This window comes from Nitrosospira sp. Is2, from assembly GCF_033095785.1.
Lineage (GTDB): Bacteria > Pseudomonadota > Gammaproteobacteria > Burkholderiales > Nitrosomonadaceae > Nitrosospira.
In genome coordinates, this window is the sequence record NZ_CP137134.1 from 1,350,640 (window position 1) to 1,370,540 (window position 19,901).

Below are 19,901 nucleotides of genomic sequence, written 5' to 3' on the forward strand. Positions count from 1 at the left end.
TGACCGGACAAGGCTTGACTTGGAAACCGCGAAACCTGGAACGTGATGGAAACGGCCCCGCAGTTTTTCCGGCACGGCCCCAGTCTCCTGGCCCGTCTGGTCTTTTTCGTAATGCTGTCATTGATCCTGATGGCCGTGGACACCCGGTTTAAGTATGTAGCCGAAGTCCGCCAGGTTTTATCTGCGGTGATCTATCCCCTTCAGAAGCTCGCTAATATTCCCGTCGCGGTTTATGACAACATAAGCGAATTCTTTGTCGGGCACCAACTGGCCGGGGAGAATGCGGAACTCCGTCAACAGAAACTCTTCGACCAGGAGCAACTCCAGCGATTGCAAGCGCTTGAAGCCGAAAACGTGCATTTGCGCAAGCTTCTGGATGCCGCGCAGCGAGTCCACGGCAAGGCAGTCATGGCTGAAATCCTGCACATTCCACGCGACCCCTTCAACCGCAAGGTCATGCTTGACAAGGGCAGCCAAAGCGGAATTCAGCCGGGGCAGGTCGTGGTGGACGATGCCGGAGTAGTGGGACAGGTTACCCGCAACTATCCGTGGGTATCCGAAGTGACGCTTATTACGGATAAGGACCATTCGGTGCCGGTCCAGGTCGTGCGCAATGGCTTGCGCTCAGTCGTATCAGGGACCGGAAAGGATGCAACGCTCGAGCTGCGTTATATGGCGGGCAACACCGATATTCAGGAGGGCGATTCACTAATAACCTCGGGAATAGACGGGGTCTATCCGCCCGGGCTACCCGTTGCGGTGGTTTCGAAGATAGAGCGGAATCCCACTTATGTCTTTGCCCGGGTTACCTGCATACCCGTTGCCGGCGTCGCAAACAACCGCCAGCTGCTGATCCTGTCCATGCTGCCGCCGGCTCCCGAGATCCCCGCGGAGGCGATCGAAATGAAGCCCAATAACAAGAAACGGGAAAAAGTTGGCATTCGCTAATCACCCTAAACAGGAAATCCTTCTGCCGGTAAAAGGTTCCGTCATTGTAGTCAGCTTGACGCTGGCGCTAGTGCTGAATCTGCTGCCGCTGAAAGGCCTGGCGATGGCGTTATGGCCGGATTTCGTAGCCATGGCGATACTCTACTGGTGTATCAACCAACCGCAGCGTGCCGGTATCAGCATGGCCTTCGTCATGGGTCTTCTAACGGATATCGGCAACGCCAGCACATTTGGCCAGCACGCCCTCGCATATAGCGTAATGGCATTTGTCGCGTTGGCGTTCCACCGGCGTTTCAGCATTTTCGGCGTCTGGAAGCAGGCGCCACAAATAGGATTGATTTTACTTGCAGGTCAATTCATCATGCTTCTAACCGGACTTCTGGATGGGTCCCAGTTTCCAGGTCGCGATTTCTTTCTTCCCAGCATTACCGGAACGCTGTTGTGGCCATTCTTCTCCTCGTTATTGAGAATGCCGCAGAAGCCCAGGTCTGATAACGATGTACGATGAGCCGCACGGTAGAGCTTCGTAATCATCCGCGCGAGTTGCAACGTTTTCAGTTGCGGCTCGCCGTCAGCGCAGGGTTCGTGCTGTTGCTGTTCCTCGTGTTGTTCGCGCGCTTCTTCTATCTCCAGGTATCTCAACGTGAGCACTACCACACATTGGCGGAAGCCAACCGTATCTCTATCGCGCCAATCGTACCGAACCGGGGATTGATATTCGACCGCAATGGCGAAGTGCTTGCGCATAACTATTCCGCTTACACACTTGAGATTGTTCCGAGCAAGGTGGCCAACCTTGAGGATCTCATTAACGAGTTGTCCACCGTGGTCGAGATCGCCGCGCGTGACCGTAAGCGGTTCAAGAAACTGATGGACGAGAGCAAGAGATTCGAGAGCCTTCCCATCCGTACACGCCTGACGGACGTTGAAGTTGCGCGCTTTGCCGCGAATCGTTATCGTTTTCCTGGGGTTGAAATCAAGGCACGTTTATTCCGTCAATATCCCAAGGGGGAAATGGCGTCGCACGTCATAGGGTATATTGGTCGTATCAATGACAAGGATCTGGAGCAACTGGAGGCCAACAACGGGCTGGCCAATTATCGCGGTTCGCAATACATGGGCAAGATCGGTATCGAGCAGAGTTATGAAAATGAGCTGCACGGTATCACCGGCTTCGAGGAAATGGAAACCGACGCCGCCGGAAGAGTGATCCGGGTGATATCCCGCACACCTCCGATTTCTGGCAATAACCTCACGCTATCACTCGATTCCAAATTGCAGGAGGTGGCGGAAAGGGCATTTGGCGACCGGCGCGGAGCACTGGTTGCGATTGAGCCCGAAACTGGCGACGTGCTCGCCTTCGTCAGCAAACCCGGTTTCGACCCCAATCTCTTTGTCGATGGCATTGACTCGGAAAATTGGGATCTGCTGAACAATTCCATCGACCGGCCGCTTAATAACCGTGCATTGCGCGGGTTGTACCCGCCGGGTTCCACATTCAAGCCGTTCATGGCGCTGGCTGGCCTGGAGCTCAAGAAACGCGCAACTCAACATTCCATTGATGATCCCGGTTACTTCAGTCTGCCGGGCAGCACGCACCGCTTCCGGGACTGGAAAGCTGGGGGCCACGGCGTCGTGGATCTCCACAAGTCTCTGGTCGTATCCTGTGACACGTATTACTACGCGCTTGCCAATGACCTCGGCATCGACAATATCTACAACTTCATTGGCCAGTTCGGGCTGGGAAAGAAAACCGGAATCGATATCGATGGCGAAGTGAGCGGCCTGTTACCGTCCCAGGAATGGAAAATGAAGCGGTACAAGCAGAAGTGGTACGCGGGCGATACGATCTCCGTGGGCATAGGTCAAGGCTACAATTTGACTACGCCCCTGCAACTGGCTTTCGCGACCGCGGTCCTGGCCGGCAAAGGGACCGCGTTCCGGCCGCATCTGGTAAAGAATGTCCTGGGCAACAACAATGAAGTACTGCGCGAGATCGCCACACATCCGCTATACACGCTGGACCTCAGTCCCGGTAATTTGCAGGCGGTGCAAAACGCGCTCGTGGACGTAACCCGGCCGGGAGGCACTGCCGCGCTTGCCGGCGCTGGCGCCGGCTATACTTTTGCCGGAAAAACCGGTACTTCGCAAGTGGTGGGCATCAAGCAGGGCGAAAAATATGTGGAAAGCAAGGTACAGGACCGCCATCGCGACCACGCGCTGTTCATTACCTACGCCCCGGCTGAAAATCCAAAAATTGCCCTGTCGGTGCTCGTTGAAAATGGCGGGCATGGCGGCGCCGCCGCTGCGCCGATCGCAAGGGTAGTAATGGACTACTATCTGCTCGGCAAGCTGCCTGAAGCGGAGGCAGCAAAACCCGTCGCCCAGACTGATGAGGAGGGCGAGCATGACTAAACCCCTGCGGCTCTGGCACTACCTCACGCGTTACGTTGACGGGGTTCTGTTGAGCGGTATCCTGTTGCTCATGCTGACCGGTCTTTTCACTTTGTACAGCGCCACAGACGCGAACCTTAACCGGGTCACCAATCAGGCGGTCAATATGCTGGTAGCGCTTAGCATTATGTGGCTGGTGGCAAACATTCCGCTCCAGCATATCATGCGCATCGCGTTGCCCATTTACATGACGGGGCTCCTGCTGCTGCTGGGCGTTGCGCTGTTCGGCGAGATCAACAACGGCGCGAGGCGCTGGCTAAACATTGGCGTAACGCGCATACAGCCTTCGGAACTGATGAAAATAGCGGTGCCGCTGATGATGGCGTGGTATTTTGACAAGCATGAAGCCACGTTGCGACTGAGAGACTATGCGGTCGCAACGTTGCTCCTGTTGCTGCCGGTCGTAATGATCTTGCGTCAGCCCGATTTGGGCACCGCGTTGTTGATTGCTTCGAGTGGTTTTTTTGTCTTGTTTCTCACCGGGCTTTCCTGGCGCATCATGGCCGGGTTGGCGGTTGCGGGTCTGGGTAGCCTACCGGTGCTGTGGTCGATGATGCACGATTATCAACGCCGTCGTGTCATGACCCTGCTTGACCCTACGCAGGATGCGCTTGGGGCTGGCTACCACAGCATTCAATCCACCATCGCCATCGGTTCGGGAGGCGCGCTGGGCAAGGGCTGGCAGCAGGGAACCCAAACCCATCTTGACTTCCTTCCAGAGAAAAGCACCGATTTCATCTTTGCAGTATTTTCCGAGGAATTCGGTCTCGTCGGTAATTCACTGCTATTGCTCTTGTACCTCGCGGTGATTGCCCGCGGCATGGTTATTGCGGCCAATGCCTCAACTCAGTTTACCCGTTTGATTGCTGGATCGATCACGCTCACGTTTGCGACCTATATTTTCGTGAACATCGGTATGGTGATCGGTATTCTGCCGGTGGTGGGAGTCCCTTTGCCGCTGATCAGCTACGGCGGCACCTCGATGGTGACAATGCTGCTGGGATTTGGTATTTTGATGAGCATACAAATGCATCCGAAACTGGTGAAGACGTGAACGACATCAATCCGGGATCAAATTTGTGGTCGGCTAGCGTGACCTCGTCCACGCGGATTATCGCGGGCACCCTCATTATTTTCTTGGCTGGCTGCGGCAGCGTCCTGAAACGGGACGTGCCGGGGAAAGGCACTTCCGCCAGCGGCGCCATCTCAAGCGCGGCAAAACGGGGCGGTTATTATCTGGACGACGGCCCGGGCCATAACCCACCGCCCGACCTGGCCTCGATCCCGGATGCTACCCCCCGCGATGAGCCGTTGCGCCCTGCTAACATGAGGCCATATGTCGCTTTAGGGAAATGGTATACGCCTAGAACGATCCTCGAGCCATACCGGGAGAAAGGAATCGCGTCCTGGTATGGCCGCCGCTACCACGGACTGAAGACGGCGTCCGGAGAACTATACGACATGTATGGGATGACTGCTGCGCATCCCACTTTGCCGATACCCAGCTATGCGCGCGTCACCAATATACGCAACGGTCGATCGGTGGTAGTGCGCGTCAACGATCGCGGGCCCTTTCTCTCGGAACGGCTTATTGACCTCTCGTACACAGCCGCGTACAAACTCGACGTACTGGGTGGCGGAAGTGCCTGGGTGGAAGTGGAAACCATCCTACCAGGCGCAACAACCGCTATGCAGGTTGCCGCGGCGCAAGCTTCTGCTCGAGGTTCGGGTTCCACCGGGAAGCCCGCGCGCACCTCAAATGCCGAACGCTTACCTTCTCATACAGTCACGGCGGTCGGGGAAAAAGGAAACTTGTCGTCGGCCGCCGAGCAACAGAAGGAAGAGGACGGACCTGACTTGTTCGAAATCACTGACCCACCGGCGCAATACGGCACGACCGTTTCCGGTTCCGGGGAAGGACCCGCCACAACAGACGCAGGGGGAATTTACCTGCAACTGGGCGCATTCAGCGCCTACGATAATGCCGATAATTTTTTGGCGCGCATGCGCGCCGAGCTCCCCACGGTCAATGCGCTGGGCATCATTGCCAAAGATGGCTTGTTCAAGGTTCATGCCGGACCTTATCCGGATCAAACCATGGCCAGGCAGGCAGCCGATAAAATCGCGCAGAGCTTATCCATCCGACCGTTATTGCTGACGCGATAAATCCCCGACGCAGCGATTCACTTTCACACATGGGTTTAGCCCTTGAGGTCGAAGTGACGACGATCAGCTCGACTTCCCTGATAGCCAAATCGCATCACCCTTGATAAAATCGCCGCTTCCATCGATTAAAACTCAGCCCATCATACTCAGGATCAACCATGACCCAACATTTCGGCCCCGCCAAAAAGATCAGCACATTTTATCCTCCGCAACGTACTCTGATGGGTCCCGGGCCGTCGGACACGCATCCACGCGTCTTGTCCGCCATGGCGCGTCCAACGCTCGGCCATCTCGACCCGGTGTTCACGGATATGATGGAAGAACTGAAGAGCCTGCTGCGGTACGCCTTTCAAACGTCCAATCTGCTGACTTTCCCGGTCTCGGGCCCCGGCTCGGTGGGGATGGAAATGTGTTTCGTCAACATGGTCAGCCCCGGTGACAAGGTGATCGTGTGTCGCAACGGGGTATTTGGCGGGCGCATGATCGAGAATGTGCAGCGTTGCGGGGGTACGGCAGTGGTGGTGGAGGATAAGTGGGGAGCGCCAGTTGACCCACAGAAGGTGGAGGACGCGTTGAAGCAGAACCCTGACGCGAAGGTAGTTGCTTTTGTACATGCCGAGACGTCCACCGGGGCTCTGTCCGATGCGAAAACCCTTTGCGAAATCGCGCATCGCCACAACTGCCTCACCATTGTCGATACCGTTACGTCATTGGGTGGGTCTCCGCTCAAGGTTGATGAATGGAAGATCGATGCAATTTACTCCGGTAGCCAGAAATGTCTTTCCTGCCCTCCCGGGTTGTCGCCTATCAGCTTCTCCGAGCGCGTGGTGGAACTGGTCAAGAATCGCAAGGGAAAAGTGCAGAGCTGGTTCATGGACATCAACCTGCTGCTCGGGTATTGGGGCACAACACGCACGTATCACCATACCGCGCCTACAAACGCGCTCTACGCATTGCACGAAGCGCTGGTGATGCTGTACGAGGAAGGATTGGAACACTCCTGGGCACGGCATCAACGCAACCACCTCGCGCTGAAGGCAGGGTTGGAAACGCTGGGAATGCAATATCTGGTCGAAGAAAAAGCCCGCTTGCCACAGCTCAACTCGGTCAATGTGCCTGAAAGCATTGACGAGAAAGAGGTGCGCCGCAGACTGCTGGCCGATTATAGCCTCGAAATCGGTGCCGGATTGGGCGACTTGGCAGGCAAGATCTGGCGCTTCGGCCTGATGGGTTATTCCAGCAGAATGGAAAATGTCATGCTGTGCCTGGGTGCGCTGGAAACAGTGTTCTCCGATATGGGCATGAAGGTCGAGCATGGGGCGGCGGAATCAGCGGCGCATCACACCTATGCCGCCAATCCGTTGCCGGTGGAGAGCAAAGCGTCGGCCAAAGCAGCCTGATCCCGACCGGACGGCGGGAGGAGCGCGCAACGCCGCGCTCCTTGGTTCTACGCTTTCCGCGAATGCTGCCAGAGGAAAAAGGGGAACAACGAATTTTGCGCTCCACCATTTCCCTGGTGAACCAAAGTAACGAGCCTCGCCGCTGAGGTAGGACGGCGGACGTGGGTGAAAACGTCAATAAGTGAAAGCCTGGTCCTCTTACGGGTCTAACTACAGACCCAGCCGTTGCCAGATTGTGCTGGTCAAGCCTGCTGAGTTCAACGTATAAAAATGCAGACCGGGTGCACCCCCGCTTAGCAGCCGGTCGCAGACGTCAGTTACGATATCCAATCCGAATGCGCGTATTGATGCGCTATCATCGGCGTAGCCTTCCAGTCTTTTCCTGATCCATCGCGGTATTTCGGCCCCGCAGGCGTCGGAAAACCTGGCCAGTTGAGAGAATTTATTGATCGGCATGATGCCGGGCACGATGGGAATATTGATGCCCATCGCCTCGCATGCCTCAACGAAGCTGAAGTAAGCGTCCGCATTATAAAAATATTGTGTAATAGCGGAATCCGCCCCAGCCTCAACCTTCTGCTTGAAGTGGCGTAAGTCTTCCTGGGCTGAATCAGCCTGTGGATGGTATTCCGGATAGGCCGCCACTTCGATATGAAACGTATCGCCGAACTCCGCGCGGATAAAGTCGACCAGCTCACGCGCATAAAGGAATTCTCCGCCTTGGGCCATGCCCGACGGTAAATCGCCTCGCAGGGCCACGATATGGCGGACGCCGCGGTCCCGATATTGTCGCAACATGCTGCGTATATTGTCGCTGGTTGCGCCGATGCAGGAAAGATGAGGCGCCACGGTATAACCCTCCGCCTGGATTTCCAGCACCGTCTCGAGGGTACGGTCGCGCGTCGATCCGCCTGCGCCAAAGGTGACCGAAAAGAATTTAGGGTTGAGCTGTGCCAACTGCCTGCGCGTCGCGCGCAGCTTTTCGATTCCCTCCGCTGTTTGCGGCGGGAAAAATTCGAAACTGAAAGTGGGGGCGAATTTTTTCTGTGATTCCATCTCTGCCAATTACAAAAAGGCGCGCAGCGGACTGCCATATGGCCGTCCGCTGCGCGCCCATCGCATGCAATTAGTACCGGTACATTCCCGGCTTGTATGGTCCGTTCTTATCCAGGTTCAGGTAACTCGCCTGCTCCTCGGTCAACCCGGTGAGTTTAACGCCCAGCTTCCCGATATGAAGCCTTGCCACTTTTTCATCCAGGTGCTTGGGCAGCACGTAGACGCTCTTCTGGTAGCTTGGGCCATTTTGCCAAAGCTCCATTTGTGCCAGTACCTGATTCGTGAACGAAGTCGACATGACAAATGATGGGTGCCCGGTGCCGCAGCCCAGATTTACCAGCCGTCCCTTCGCCAGCACGATAATGCGCCTCCCTGTGGGGAAAATGACGTGGTCCACCTGCGGCTTGATATTCTCCCACTGGTATTTCTGCACCGAAGCGATGTCTATTTCGGAATCGAAATGGCCGATGTTGCAAACAATGGCCTGGTCCTTCATTCTCAGCATGTGATCATGAGTAATGACACGCAAGTTGCCGGTGGCGGTGACGAAAATATCCACCTGATCGCATACTTCGTCCATCGTAACAACCCGGTATCCCTCCATTGCCGCCTGCAGCGCACAAATAGGGTCGATTTCGGTAATCCATACAGTCGCGCCCAGACCCCGCAATGATTGAGCGCAGCCCTTCCCCACATCTCCATAGCCGCAGACGAGCGCGATCTTCCCGGCAATCATGACGTCGGTTGCGCGTTTGATTCCGTCAACCAGTGACTCGCGGCAACCGTAAAGATTGTCGAATTTGGACTTGGTCACCGAATCGTTGACATTGAACGCGGGAAACGGCAGTTCGCCTTTTTTCTGCATCTCGTACAGGCGATGCACGCCGGTAGTTGTTTCCTCGGTCACGCCGCGGATATTGGCGCGTCTGCTGGAATACCAGCCGGGACTGGTGCTCAACCGCTTCCGAATCGCGGCAAACAGAGCGTGTTCTTCCTCGTTAGTGGGGTTGGCAATGACGGAGGGATCTGTTTCGGCTCTGCTTCCTAAAATGATCAACAGCGTCGCGTCACCCCCATCATCCAGAATCATGTTTGGTGCACTATCTTCATCGGACCACTCGAAAATGCGGTGGGTAAATTCCCAGTAATCATCCAGCGACTCGCCCTTATATGCGAATACCGGAATGTTTGCTGCCGCGATAGCAGCCGCGGCATGGTCCTGTGTGGAGAAGATATTGCATGATGCCCAGCGCACTTGCGCGCCCAGTTTGATCAGTGTTTCAATCAACACTGCGGTCTGGATAGTCATGTGCAGGGAACCGGCAATTAACGCGCCGGCCAAGGGCTTGGCGGGGCCGTATTCCTCCCTCAATGCCATCAAACCGGGCATTTCGGTTTCGGCAATGGCGATTTCCTTACGTCCCCATTCTGCAAGGGACATGTCGGCGACTCTATAATCGGTAAATTTATTATCCGCGGGGATGGAAGTGGACGCGGAGGGGCTGAGCACAGCGTTCATAAAATTTTCTCCAGAAAATTAACGAGCGCCGTTGTTGCGATCCTTCCCCGCCGAGCCTCGCGGGACGGTGCCCGTTGCAGCGCTCCTCGGCGCGGGAAGGGATTAAAGCTGAGGTAAAACTATACATGAAGACTTGTCATTGCGTCTGCGGCCTCCTCCGCGGGTTCTATTCCGGCATCGGCGCGCAATTGCGCAGCTTTATCCGTTGCCTCCCACGAAAATTCCGGCTCGTCCCGGCCAAAATGCCCATACGCGGCGGTTTTTTGATAAATGGGGCGCAGCAAGTCAAGGCTGTGAATAATACCGCGCGGACGCAGATCAAAATGCTGCTCGATCAGCGTGACGATTTTGTCGTCCGGAATTTTTCCGGTTCCAAACGTATCGACCATCAACGAAACCGGACGCGCAACACCAATGGCATAGGCCATCTGAACTTCGCATTTGCTGGCAATACCGGCAGCAACGATATTTTTTGCCACGTAACGCCCGGCATAAGCGGCAGAACGATCAACCTTGGATGGGTCTTTGCCTGAAAAAGCGCCGCCGCCATGATGCGCGGTACCACCATAGCTGTCCACGATGATCTTTCGGCCTGTCAGACCGCAGTCGCCCATGGGACCACCCACTACAAAGCGGCCAGTGGGATTGATGAGGTAACGCGTTTCGGCGGTCAGTAAGTTTTTTGGAAGTACCGGTTTGATAAGTTCCTCAATGACCGCCTCGCTTATCTGACCGTGGGAAATGTCCGGATGATGCTGGGTCGACACCACGACGGTTTCGATCCGTTGAGCCTTGCCGTTGCGGTAGCGCACCGATACTTGCGACTTCGCGTCCGGGCGCAGCCATGGCAGGCGCCCATCCTTTCTCAGTTCGGCCTGCCGCTCCATCAGGCGATGGGCATAATAAATTGGCATGGGCATCAATTGCGGGGTTTCGTCGCAGGCATAGCCGAACATGAGCCCCTGGTCGCCCGCTCCCTGGTCCATTTCCTCTTCTTTCGTACGGTTGACTCCCTGGGCGATATCGGGGGACTGTTTATTGAAAGCAGTCAGCACTGCACAGGTTCGGTAGTCAAAACCGATGTCGGAACTGTCGTATCCGATACGCTTGACGGCTGCCCGCGCGACCTGCATATAGTCGACATTTGCCTCAGTGGTTATTTCCCCGGACATCACGATCAAGCCGGTGCTGCATAGGGTCTCGCAGGCGACCCGGGCATTGGGATCCTGAGCCAGGATTGCATCCAGAATGGAGTCGGAGATCTGATCGGCCACTTTGTCAGGATGACCTTCGGATACGGATTCGGAGGTAAAAAGATAATCGCTCATGTCGCCCAGCCCGCTTATAGTCGTAAAAGGCCTGTAGAATACCAAATTACTCGGTTATTAAGAAGACGAATAACAATATTGAGGCCGTTCCGGTGGCTGGGGAACGTCTATGTGGGGCGTGGGAACTGCGGACTTGTTCCAAGGCGTTCTGCCCTCACCCGTGTGCGCCGCTCCTGCTGCTGGTACATTATGAAATTAAGGTTCACTAAAATGCATGGCCTGGGCAATGATTTCATTGTCATCGACGCCGTGAATCAGGCGGTTGCTCTCCGCCGGGAACAACTGCGCCTTCTGGCCGACCGCCATTTTGGTATTGGCTGTGATCAAATCCTCTTGATAGAGACCGCGGAGGGCGACGCAGATTTTCGTTATCGTATTTTTAATGCGGATGGCGGAGAAGTGGAGCAGTGCGGAAATGGCGCGCGCTGCTTCGTTCGTTATGTGCACGATTATGCGATGACAGCAAAACGGGAAATCCGCGTTGAAACGCTTGCCGGGCTCATTATTCCCAAACTGGAGCGTAATGGCGAAGTGACGGTAAACATGGGGGCGCCGAAGTTCGAACCATCTGATATTCCGTTCATTGCCGAAAAGCGGGCACTGACTTACCCGCTGGATATCGAAGGCAGGCAGGTGGAGATCAGCGCTTTATCCATGGGCAACCCACACGCCGTACAGGTGGTGCCGGACATCGATCAGGCTCCCGTGTTGACCGAAGGCGTACTGATCGAGGGTCATGTCCGCTTTCCCCAACGGGTGAATGCAGGATATTTTCAGGTACTGGGCAGGCATCATATCCGCTTGCGGGTATATGAGCGGGGCACTGGCGAAACACTCTCCTGTGGCACCGGCGCCTGTGCCGCAGTAGTGACAGGTATCCAGCGAGGGATGCTAGAGTCACCGGTAAAAGTCAGCTTTGGCAGTGGCGATTTGGGCATATGCTGGGAAGGCGAAAATCGTCCCGTCTGGATGAGCGGCCCTGCAGTAGCGGTATTTGACGGAGAGATTGATTTATAGAAGCTTGAACGGTTTGAACAAATCCTCGCAGGTTGAGTTGCTGGTAAAATCAGACCATTACCGCTAGCGGCTTAAGTCCGATTTGTCTTAAAAGCCAAAAACCGTGGCTGCATGGATTTCCACCGCAACCAGACCACAGGACTTCGTCGGGATACTTGATATCAATGCTATGAATCTCAGTTCGGAAGATGTAGCCCACTACCTGCGCACTCATCCCGAGTTCTTCGAGGACTTTGCGGAAATGGTGGCAGAGATTCAGTTTCCTGATCCTCACGGCGGCAGGGCCATTCCGATCAGCGAGCGGCAAATTGCCGCACTTCGGGAAAAAAATGGCGTTTTACAGGAGAAGTTGGCGGAATTGATCAGATTCGGCGAAGAGAATGACGCTATCGCCGAGAAAATGCACCGGTTGGCAGTTTCGCTGCTTAAATTCCACCGCTTGAGTGATCTGCTGCATGGTTTAAACTATAATTTGCGCGAGAGTTTCGCCGTGCCCCACACGGTGCTGCGATTGTGGAACATGCCCAGCCACGATCCCGTTCTGCAGGAACTCACTCCCACCAGTACCGATATTCATATCCTGGCAGAAAGCCTGCTGCATCCGTATTGCGGTTCCCACATCTTGGACGAGATTCGTACCTGGTTTGGTGAGGATGGCCCTCGTCTGCGCTCTTTTGCCATGGTGGCCCTGCGAACGCAGCAGACCATTGGTCTGCTGGTGATGGGAAGCGAAGATCCGCAGCGGTTTTATCCTGAAATGGGAACAGTTTATCTAATGCGGCTGAGCGAACTTGTCAGCGCTTCGTTAGGACACCAGGGCGACGACGACGAAATCCGAAGCCAGTCAGTATGACACTCGAAAACAGCCGGGAACTTGCCTCAGCCTATCTCTCCCATCTGGTAACCGAACGACGCCTGTCCCCGCTGACCTGTAATAGCTATGCACGGGATATTGCTGTGCTGGTAAGACTTTCGCAGAGCACGTCGCTCGATCAGCTCCAAATTCATCATATCCGCCGGTTCGCAGCCCAACTACATGGGGACGGGTTTTCGGGCAGGAGCCTAGCCAGAATGCTATCGGCATGGCGGGGCTTTTACAGGTATCTGACGCGCGACCACGGCTTTGGGTCCAATCCGTGCACCGGCGTCCGGGCGCCGAAGTCGCCGAAACCTCTGCCGCATACCCTTTCGCCCGACGAGGCCGCGAAACTCCTCGAGTTCTCTAACGGCGATGACTCCATGGCGCTGCGGGACAAAGCAATGTTCGAGCTGTGCTATTCCTCGGGGTTGCGGCTGGCTGAACTTGCCAGCATGAAACCCGAGGATTTGAGCTTAGCCGACGGTACCGCGCGCGTCACCGGAAAAGGCAAAAAGACCCGGATAGTGCCAGTCGGCAGCAAGGCTCTCCAGGCTGTGCGGGAATGGTTACAGCAGCGCGAAGGCTTGATAAGGGCCGGCGCATCCGCGTTGTTCCTGTCTCGATACGGAAAAAACATCAGCCGGCGCTCGATTGCTCAGCGGCTGAAAGATCAGGCTGTGCGGCAGGGAATAAATACTAACGTTCATCCTCATGTTTTGCGGCACTCGTTCGCGTCGCACCTGTTGCAATCGAGCGGCGATTTGCGGGCAGTACAGGAAATGCTTGGACATGCCAGTATCAGTACCACTCAAGTTTACACCCATCTTGATTTCCAGCATTTGTCCCGGATCTATGACGCAGCCCATCCGCGCGCCAGGAAAAAGGAGAAGAGTTGAGCGACGAGCCGGCCTCAGCCTGAAGAGAAGCCCGCCCGATCATACAATTTGCAGGTTTTCAGGTAATTCAGCGTTATAATCGCCGCTCCGATTGTAACGCGCAAAATCAACGCCACAACATCATGACAACCATTCTTTCCGTGCGACGCGGAAGTCAAGTCGCACTTGGCGGCGACGGGCAGGTAACGCTGGGAGCCGTGGTAGCCAAGGCAAGTGCTCGCAAGGTACGCAGGCTGTACCACGAGAAAATTCTCGCCGGGTTCGCTGGTGGAACCGCGGACGCTTTTACCTTGTTTGAGCGTTTTGAAGGCAAACTCGAAAAACATCAGGGACATCTCATGCGCTCGGCGGTAGAACTGGCGAAGGATTGGCGAACGGACCGAATTCTGCGTCGCCTGGAAGCGATGCTGGTAGTAGCCGACCCGGGTGTTACGCTGATAATTACCGGGTCGGGTGATGTGATTGAACCAGAGTTCGGCCTTGCGGCCATCGGCAGTGGTGGCTCCTACGCTCATTCGGCAGCGCGTGCACTTCTGGAAAACACCAGTCTGCCGGCGCTAGATGTCGTCCAGAAGTCGCTGATGATCGCAGGCGACTTGTGCATCTACACCAATCAGAACCTCGTTATCGAGGTTCTGGAGTGATTCCAGCTGGCTTCACTCCAGAATAAAGTAGAACACGCTCATGCACGGTGTGGTCAAGCCGGACTCGCGTGTTATACAGTCCTTACTGCCGTCGCGCTTGCAGTTTTTTAGCAGCTCCCATTTAACAAGACCTTAATGCCATGTCTCAGTTGACCCCACGGGAAATAGTCCACGAGTTGGATAAGCATATCATTGGACAAGAAGCAGCCAAGCGCTCCGTAGCCATCGCGCTCCGGAATCGCTGGCGCAGACAGCAGGTTATGGACCCGCTAAGGCAGGAAATTACTCCCAAGAATATTTTAATGATCGGACCTACCGGGGTCGGCAAGACGGAAATCGCGCGGCGTCTGGCCAAGCTCGCCGATGCGCCCTTCATCAAGGTCGAAGCAACCAAATTTACCGAAGTGGGATACGTCGGACGGGATGTGGACTCTATCATACGGGATCTCGTCGAATCGGCAATAAAGCAATCGCGCGAGCGGGAAACGCAAAAATTGCGTGCTCGTGCTGAAGACCACGCTGAAGAGCGGATTCTCGATGTGCTACTGCCGCCAGCGAGAGAGATGGGCGCCCCGCTCGAAGTCAGTGATGGGGAGAGCACTACCCGGCAGAAGTTCCGTAAGAAATTACGTGAGGGTGAGCTGAACGATAAGGAAATAGAAATCGAGGTGGCTTCACCACATACTCACATGGAAATTTTTGCTCCTCCCGGCATGGAAGAATTAACCACGCAAATCCAGGGCATGTTCCAAAATCTGGGGGGGGAGAGAAAAAAAACACGGAAACTCAGGATTCGTGAGGCGATGAAACTCATCACCGATGAAGAAGCGTCCAAACTCGTTAATGATGAAGAATTGAAGCTTCTCGCTGTGCAAAATGTTGAGCAGAATGGGATTGTATTTCTTGATGAGATCGACAAAATAACCAGCCGCTCGGAAACTTCCGGAGCGGATGTTTCGCGCCAAGGGGTGCAGCGGGACTTGCTTCCGCTCGTGGAAGGCACCACAGTTTCAACCAAATATGGGATGATTAAGACCGATCACATCCTGTTTATCGCCAGCGGAGCATTTCATCTCGCCAAGCCTTCCGATTTGATTCCCGAATTGCAGGGTCGGTTTCCCATTCGTGTCGAACTCACGAGCCTCAGCGCAGACGATTTTGTCCAAATCCTGACCAATACGGACGCTTGCCTCACACGCCAATATGAGGCACTCCTGGAAACGGAAGGAACCAAGCTGGAATTTACACCTGGAGCGGTACGACGTTTAGCGGAGATCGCCTTTGCGGTCAACGAAAAAACTGAGAATATTGGCGCGAGGCGTTTGTACACGGCGATGGAGAAGCTTTTGGAAGAAGTTTCTTTTGATGCCGAAAAACATACCGGTACTACGGTGGTTATCGACGCTGAATATGTAAATACTCGCCTCGACAGCTTATCTCAAAGCGAGGATCTGGCTCGCTATGTGCTGTAACGGAACAATATTTTGTTGTTCTGCCCCCGAGTAGTCACACCTGCATGTGACGTCCGCCGCCATTCTGACTTAGACGCTGCCGGCGACCCCGATTCGGCTGAACGCCCGTTATATGGCCTCGACAGGGATTGGGAATTGAACTATGCAAATTGGCCCGCAGCGTGGCCCGATGCCCAAGCCCATTGAAAATTGAATCCACCCAGGTGCCCGGTTACGTCCACCACCTCACCAATAAAGAACAGCCCGGGTACTTTTATCGCTTCCATGGTTCTGGATGAGAGTTCACGAGTATCGACCCCGCCAAGCGTTACTTCTGCCTTTCTATAACCTGCGGTGCCTTCCGGAGTGACTTGCCAGTCATGCAATTGCCCGGCGATCCGCTTCAAGCTCTTGTCATCGTAGAGATTGATCGGCTCGTCCTGTACTCCGGTAAATGCATCGATCCAGGCCTTGGCAAAACGCCGAGGCAAATGTTGCGTTAACACGTTGGATAAAAGCGCTGGCCAGTGCCTGTGGTCGAACAACCAGGTTTTTGCGTCAATATCGGGCAACAAGTTGATATGGATGGGGAGTCCCTGCCGCCAGTAGCTGGAAATCTGCAATATCGCCGGACCGCTCATACCGCGGTGCGTAATTAACAAGTTTTCCCGGAAACGGCCGCCGTTACAACTTATCTCGGCGTCAAGGGCAATTCCAGCGAGGTTTGACAACTGGGTGAGCTGTTCTCCCGAAAAAATCAGAGGCACCAGGCCCGCCCGCAGCGGCATGACGTTGATCCTGAATTGCTCTGCGATGCGATAGCCAAAAGAACTTGAGCCGATTTGGGGAATGGAAAGGCCGCCAGTCGCGATCACCAGTGAATCGGTCGTCAAGTCGCCAATGTCTGTTTCGAGCATGAAACCGGGGGTGCCAGCGCTGAGTCGGGTTACATTCGTAACTCGACACGGCATTTGCCATTGCACTCCCGCCTCGTCGCACTCATGCCGAAGCAACTCAATGATTTGCTGGGAACTGTCGTCGCAAAATAATTGCCCGAACTTCTTTTCGTGATAGCGAATGTTATGCTTATCTACGAGCGCAATAAAATGCTCGGGGGTGAAGCGTGCCAGTGCCGAGCGGCAGAAATGCGGATTGTGTGAAAGAAAATTTTCTGGTGCTGCAGTGCGATTGGTAAAATTACACCGACCCCCACCAGAGATACGAATTTTTTCCGCAAGCCTGGTCGCATGGTCAAGTAATAACACTGAACGACCCCGCTTTCCCGCTTCAATCGCGCACATCATTCCCGCCGCGCCCGCGCCTATCACTACCACGTCTTTTTTCAAGGGCATGTCACATTTGTTTGCACCGGTGCTTGCCCCGCTTTATAGAGCCGCTTTGCGCCATATGCTGGCAAGCCATGGCTGCCGTTCGCGCGGAAGCCCCTCAGGTCGATAGTAATGGGATAGTTCGACAAATCCTGCATCGCCCATGAAGCGTCTCCAGCCCTCGATGTTGTGGTACATGCCGTAACGCCCCTGGTTCCAATATTCCTCGTTACTCCCTCGGGGATTGGAGCTGAATAACACGCCCCCCGGCTTCAATGTGACCCACAGTTCCTTTAATACACGTGGCAATTCGCGACCGGGAACATGAAACAGGGAAGCATTGGCGAATATTCCGTCGAAATACTCGGGCGGTAGAAAGAGCCGAAGAAAATCCTGATGCCAGACTTCGCAGCCGCTATAGCTGCGAGCCATCCCGACAAAACGTATGGCACCCTCCAACCCCACTGCGATATGGCCAAGTTCTGTAAAAGCTTTCAGGTCACGGCCCGGACCGCAGCCTAAATCCAGTATGGTGCGGGGCGAGCCGGGCTTGATGTGCTGCAGGAATGTCTTGATATTCTGACTGACGTCATGATCTTTCGTGCCCGCCCAGAATGCGTCCGCACGTTCGTTGTACCGAGCCAGTGTTAGCTCGGAAATTTCTCCAAGGTCCTGCAAATCGGTGTTCATCAAAACGTTTTCACCCCGTCCTCCTGTCCGGCAGCTTTACTTAATCAGGGTTGTCCCAGTTTTCCGGGGGTGCCCCAAGGAGCGAAATCACTGGCTTCATTACCCCCAGTAGTGCGCCGCGTGCCTGCAGGTCATGCATAATGTCCAGTCCACCCTTTATTACTAGCTGCGGCAAGGGATGGTTGCTTTCTTCAGCGACTATTTCAAGCGCTGCTTGACCGCTGTATTCGCCAGATTCAAGCAGGTTAATCAGGCGCGCAGTATAGGCGTTTATCTCGGTAAATTGCACTTCGTCGGACGGGCCGCGAAATACCAGCAAGTGGGTCGCTGCGGGTTGAACTTCACCTTGACCGATACGGTGCACCGGCCAGCGATAACTCAGGTTGGCAAGCACCGGATTTAGTACGGGGCGATGGAGCAACAAGTCGCCTTCGGGTTCAATCGCCTCCCAGTCCGGGACTCGGCTCGATATGGAAAGCACCAGTTCAATCCACTCATAGTGCGCGAGTTCCAGCAAGAACGGCGGGTAAGTAGCGGGTACGGCCTCCTCAGTTTGAAGGAATTGGATAAACTCATCCGGAATCTGACGGAAGAAAGGCGAGCGGCTGCCATGGGTGGCCAGAAAGCTTCTTACGAGACGCGTCCACTGCTGCGCCCCCAGCACCTCTCTGAGGACCGGAAAGCATGGCAGAAGAAAACTTTCGAGGTTGTTGTATACAAGTCTCGTGTAGACCGCCATGCGATGCGTCTCAACGCCAACGGGACAGGGGCTAGAGTACGGATCGCGGAGATGGGCGGCGAATGCATACTGGAAGCGTTGAAACTTAGGAAGAGGCGACGACATGGCCTTGATTGGCGTGTTGTCTTTGGGTGACCTCTATGCGTTGGATTTCCCGCACCAGCTCATCAAGAGGGGGAATATTGAAGTCGCGCTCCAGCAACGTGGGCCGTATGCCATGGATCTCATAGGTTTGATCCAATAATGTCCATACGGAATCAATGACATTCGCTCCATGAGTATCAATGATCAAATTCTCGCCTTCATGATGATGGCCCGCGATATGCATATAAACGATACGCTCCGCCGGCATGGCTCGGATAAATTCGACGGGATCGTAGCCGTGATTAACACTGTTGACGTAGACATTATTGACGTCGAGATGCAGGTCACAATCCGCTTCGGTCAGTACCGCACGAACAAAATCCATTTCGCTCATATCCGCAACAGGAGCCTGCACGTAGTACGAAGCATTTTCCAGCGCGATGCGGCGCTCCAGAATATCCTGAACCTGACGTACACGCGCAGCAACATATTTTACGGCTTCTTCGGTAAACGGTATTGGAAGTAGATCGTACAGGTAGCCGCTGTCGTCAGAACAATAGGAGAGATGTTCTGTATATAAAACAATTCCGTGCTGATCCAGGAACTGACGAATCGAATGCAACAGGGTTACGTTCAGCGGCGCAGAGCCGCCAATCGAGAGGGAGAGACCATGGCAAACAAATGGATAGCTCTCAGTGAAACTGCGCAAATCACGCCCATGCCTTCCGCCAAGACCGATCCAGTTTTCGGGGGCGACCTCGAAAAAATCGATGACGGCTGGGACATGACTCTTCAGCGCAGGAATCAATTCCTGCCGAAAACCCAGCCCCACGCTGGAGACACCTAGGGGCTCCATTGCGCCACGAGTTACTTCTTCATCGGAGCGGGTGAACCGGGGTTCGACTTTCCCCCCCCGAAATTATCGGCTTCGGTTTTGTCGACAGAACCATCGTGATTGGCATCAATCTGGTCGAAGATGATCTCGTGATGCTTCAGAAATTCCTCTTTAGTGACCTTTCCGTCCTTGTTTGTGTCCGCCAGCGACATGCCGCATTTTCCCTCTCCCGCTTTTGCGCCCATGCCCCCTTTTGCGCCCATGCCGTATTTGCCGGGATCGGCCCGATCAGCATAGGCTATCATATAGCCCTTGTCTAAGGACTGCAGGGCAAACGGATTATTGGCGGTTGCCGCATCATCAGCCGCATTGACGACGAAAGCCGCACCCAGGCTGGTGGCAAAGACGGACCCAACCGCGATTGAGATCATAGATTTATAGTGGCGCACGGTACGTTCTCCTCAACTGTGGAAAAAATATTATGTCA

The 19,901-nt window shown here is 54.8% G+C and carries 19 protein-coding genes and 1 riboswitch; of the genes, 11 read left to right on the forward strand and 8 right to left on the reverse strand.

The window, feature by feature from the left end; genetic code table 11:
• Positions 1-45 precede the first annotated feature (45 nt).
• The 6 genes from mreC (at position 46) to R5L00_RS05960 (ending at position 6,968) form a co-directional block, all read left to right on the forward strand.
• A complete protein-coding gene (gene mreC, locus R5L00_RS05935; protein ID WP_317654125.1) occupies positions 46-948 on the forward strand; it encodes a rod shape-determining protein MreC in 903 nt (300 codons plus the stop codon).
• Entirely contained in the window at positions 935-1,456 is a 522-nt protein-coding gene (gene mreD, locus R5L00_RS05940; RefSeq protein WP_317653746.1) for a rod shape-determining protein MreD, read from the forward strand. Before mreC ends, mreD begins: the two co-directional genes overlap by 14 nt.
• Complete coding sequence (gene mrdA / locus R5L00_RS05945; protein ID WP_107693615.1) at positions 1,453-3,363, forward strand: penicillin-binding protein 2; 1,911 nt, start codon at positions 1,453-1,455, stop codon at positions 3,361-3,363. The genes mreD and mrdA overlap by 4 nt, the downstream gene beginning before the upstream one ends.
• Positions 3,356-4,456, forward strand: a complete 1,101-nt coding sequence (rodA, locus tag R5L00_RS05950; RefSeq protein ID WP_107693614.1) for a rod shape-determining protein RodA — start codon at positions 3,356-3,358, stop codon at positions 4,454-4,456. The genes mrdA and rodA overlap by 8 nt, the downstream gene beginning before the upstream one ends.
• 104 nt (positions 4,457-4,560) lie before the next feature.
• Positions 4,561-5,568 (forward strand): septal ring lytic transglycosylase RlpA family protein, encoded by a 1,008-nt coding sequence (locus R5L00_RS05955; protein WP_411555608.1) that lies wholly within the window; start codon positions 4,561-4,563, stop codon positions 5,566-5,568.
• Positions 5,569-5,726: 158 nt separating this feature from the next.
• Positions 5,727-6,968, forward strand: a complete 1,242-nt coding sequence (locus tag R5L00_RS05960) for an alanine--glyoxylate aminotransferase family protein (protein ID WP_317653748.1) — start codon at positions 5,727-5,729, stop codon at positions 6,966-6,968.
• 210 nt (positions 6,969-7,178) lie between these two features.
• Here the strand turns inward: R5L00_RS05960 and metF are convergent, their stop codons facing one another.
• The 3 genes from metF to metK form a co-directional block, all read right to left on the reverse strand.
• Positions 7,179-8,024: a methylenetetrahydrofolate reductase [NAD(P)H] gene (gene metF, locus R5L00_RS05965; RefSeq protein WP_107693612.1), complete on the reverse strand. Its 846-nt coding sequence runs from the start codon at positions 8,022-8,024 to the stop codon at positions 7,179-7,181.
• Positions 8,025-8,094: 70 nt separating this feature from the next.
• On the reverse strand, positions 8,095-9,543 hold the full coding sequence (gene ahcY, locus R5L00_RS05970; RefSeq protein ID WP_317653749.1) for an adenosylhomocysteinase: 1,449 nt from the start codon (positions 9,541-9,543) through the stop codon (positions 8,095-8,097).
• Positions 9,544-9,559: 16 nt separating this feature from the next.
• Positions 9,560-9,637: riboswitch (S-adenosyl-L-homocysteine riboswitch) on the reverse strand.
• A 25-nt stretch (positions 9,638-9,662) separates the two neighbouring features.
• Positions 9,663-10,871: a methionine adenosyltransferase gene (metK, locus tag R5L00_RS05975; protein WP_107693610.1), complete on the reverse strand. Its 1,209-nt coding sequence runs from the start codon at positions 10,869-10,871 to the stop codon at positions 9,663-9,665.
• A 189-nt stretch (positions 10,872-11,060) separates the two neighbouring features.
• Here metK and dapF point away from each other — a divergent pair, with 189 nt between their 5' ends.
• From dapF to hslU, 5 genes are all read left to right on the forward strand, one after another.
• Entirely contained in the window at positions 11,061-11,888 is an 828-nt protein-coding gene (dapF, locus tag R5L00_RS05980; RefSeq protein ID WP_107693609.1) for a diaminopimelate epimerase, read from the forward strand.
• A 169-nt stretch (positions 11,889-12,057) separates the two neighbouring features.
• The gene (locus R5L00_RS05985; protein ID WP_317653750.1) at positions 12,058-12,741 is read left to right on the forward strand and encodes a DUF484 family protein; all 684 of its coding nucleotides are present in this window, start codon (positions 12,058-12,060) and stop codon (positions 12,739-12,741) included.
• Entirely contained in the window at positions 12,738-13,643 is a 906-nt protein-coding gene (xerC, locus tag R5L00_RS05990) for a tyrosine recombinase XerC (protein ID WP_317653751.1), read from the forward strand. The genes R5L00_RS05985 and xerC overlap by 4 nt, the downstream gene beginning before the upstream one ends.
• 122 nt (positions 13,644-13,765) lie before the next feature.
• Positions 13,766-14,287: an ATP-dependent protease subunit HslV gene (gene hslV / locus R5L00_RS05995; protein ID WP_107693607.1), complete on the forward strand. Its 522-nt coding sequence runs from the start codon at positions 13,766-13,768 to the stop codon at positions 14,285-14,287.
• A gap of 140 nt (positions 14,288-14,427) precedes the next feature.
• Positions 14,428-15,759 (forward strand): ATP-dependent protease ATPase subunit HslU, encoded by a 1,332-nt coding sequence (hslU, locus tag R5L00_RS06000; protein WP_317653752.1) that lies wholly within the window; start codon positions 14,428-14,430, stop codon positions 15,757-15,759.
• A gap of 140 nt (positions 15,760-15,899) precedes the next feature.
• On the opposite strand, the gene R5L00_RS06005 is transcribed toward hslU, so the two are convergent.
• The 5 genes from R5L00_RS06005 to R5L00_RS06025 are packed head-to-tail and all read right to left on the reverse strand — an operon-like array spanning position 15,900 to position 19,863.
• Complete coding sequence (locus R5L00_RS06005; protein ID WP_411555592.1) at positions 15,900-17,090, reverse strand: NAD(P)/FAD-dependent oxidoreductase; 1,191 nt, start codon at positions 17,088-17,090, stop codon at positions 15,900-15,902.
• 33 nt (positions 17,091-17,123) lie between these two features.
• A complete protein-coding gene (locus R5L00_RS06010; protein WP_317653753.1) occupies positions 17,124-17,756 on the reverse strand; it encodes a class I SAM-dependent methyltransferase in 633 nt (210 codons plus the stop codon).
• A gap of 40 nt (positions 17,757-17,796) precedes the next feature.
• Complete coding sequence (locus R5L00_RS06015) at positions 17,797-18,600, reverse strand: DUF2063 domain-containing protein (protein WP_317653754.1); 804 nt, start codon at positions 18,598-18,600, stop codon at positions 17,797-17,799.
• Positions 18,581-19,435: a DUF692 domain-containing protein gene (locus R5L00_RS06020; protein WP_317653755.1), complete on the reverse strand. Its 855-nt coding sequence runs from the start codon at positions 19,433-19,435 to the stop codon at positions 18,581-18,583. The genes R5L00_RS06015 and R5L00_RS06020 overlap by 20 nt, the downstream gene beginning before the upstream one ends.
• A gap of 11 nt (positions 19,436-19,446) precedes the next feature.
• Positions 19,447-19,863 carry a hypothetical protein gene (locus tag R5L00_RS06025; protein WP_317653756.1) on the reverse strand — a complete coding sequence of 139 codons (417 nt, stop codon included), beginning with the start codon at positions 19,861-19,863 and terminating at the stop codon, positions 19,447-19,449.
• Between the last annotated feature and the right edge of the window lie 38 nt (positions 19,864-19,901).

Excerpts from the sequence above, each read along its gene's own strand:
- rodA (WP_107693614.1), top strand. The coding sequence starts at position 3,356 with ATGACTAAACCCCTGCGGCTCTGGCACTACCTCACGCGTTACGTTGAC.
- xerC (WP_317653751.1), top strand. The coding sequence starts at position 12,738 with ATGACACTCGAAAACAGCCGGGAACTTGCCTCAGCCTATCTCTCCCAT.
- R5L00_RS05985 (WP_317653750.1), top strand. The coding sequence starts at position 12,058 with ATGAATCTCAGTTCGGAAGATGTAGCCCACTACCTGCGCACTCATCCC.
- R5L00_RS06005 (WP_411555592.1), bottom strand. The coding sequence starts at position 17,090 with ATGCCCTTGAAAAAAGACGTGGTAGTGATAGGCGCGGGCGCGGCGGGA.
- R5L00_RS06015 (WP_317653754.1), bottom strand. The coding sequence starts at position 18,600 with ATGTCGTCGCCTCTTCCTAAGTTTCAACGCTTCCAGTATGCATTCGCC.
- metF (WP_107693612.1), bottom strand. The coding sequence starts at position 8,024 with ATGGAATCACAGAAAAAATTCGCCCCCACTTTCAGTTTCGAATTTTTC.
- R5L00_RS06010 (WP_317653753.1), bottom strand. The coding sequence starts at position 17,756 with ATGAACACCGATTTGCAGGACCTTGGAGAAATTTCCGAGCTAACACTG.
- mreC (WP_317654125.1), top strand. The coding sequence starts at position 46 with ATGGAAACGGCCCCGCAGTTTTTCCGGCACGGCCCCAGTCTCCTGGCC.
- ahcY (WP_317653749.1), bottom strand. The coding sequence starts at position 9,543 with ATGAACGCTGTGCTCAGCCCCTCCGCGTCCACTTCCATCCCCGCGGAT.
- R5L00_RS05960 (WP_317653748.1), top strand. The coding sequence starts at position 5,727 with ATGACCCAACATTTCGGCCCCGCCAAAAAGATCAGCACATTTTATCCT.
- metK (WP_107693610.1), bottom strand. The coding sequence starts at position 10,871 with ATGAGCGATTATCTTTTTACCTCCGAATCCGTATCCGAAGGTCATCCT.
- dapF (WP_107693609.1), top strand. The coding sequence starts at position 11,061 with ATGAAATTAAGGTTCACTAAAATGCATGGCCTGGGCAATGATTTCATT.
- hslU (WP_317653752.1), top strand. The coding sequence starts at position 14,428 with ATGTCTCAGTTGACCCCACGGGAAATAGTCCACGAGTTGGATAAGCAT.
- hslV (WP_107693607.1), top strand. The coding sequence starts at position 13,766 with ATGACAACCATTCTTTCCGTGCGACGCGGAAGTCAAGTCGCACTTGGC.
- mrdA (WP_107693615.1), top strand. The coding sequence starts at position 1,453 with ATGAGCCGCACGGTAGAGCTTCGTAATCATCCGCGCGAGTTGCAACGT.
- R5L00_RS06020 (WP_317653755.1), bottom strand. The coding sequence starts at position 19,435 with ATGGAGCCCCTAGGTGTCTCCAGCGTGGGGCTGGGTTTTCGGCAGGAA.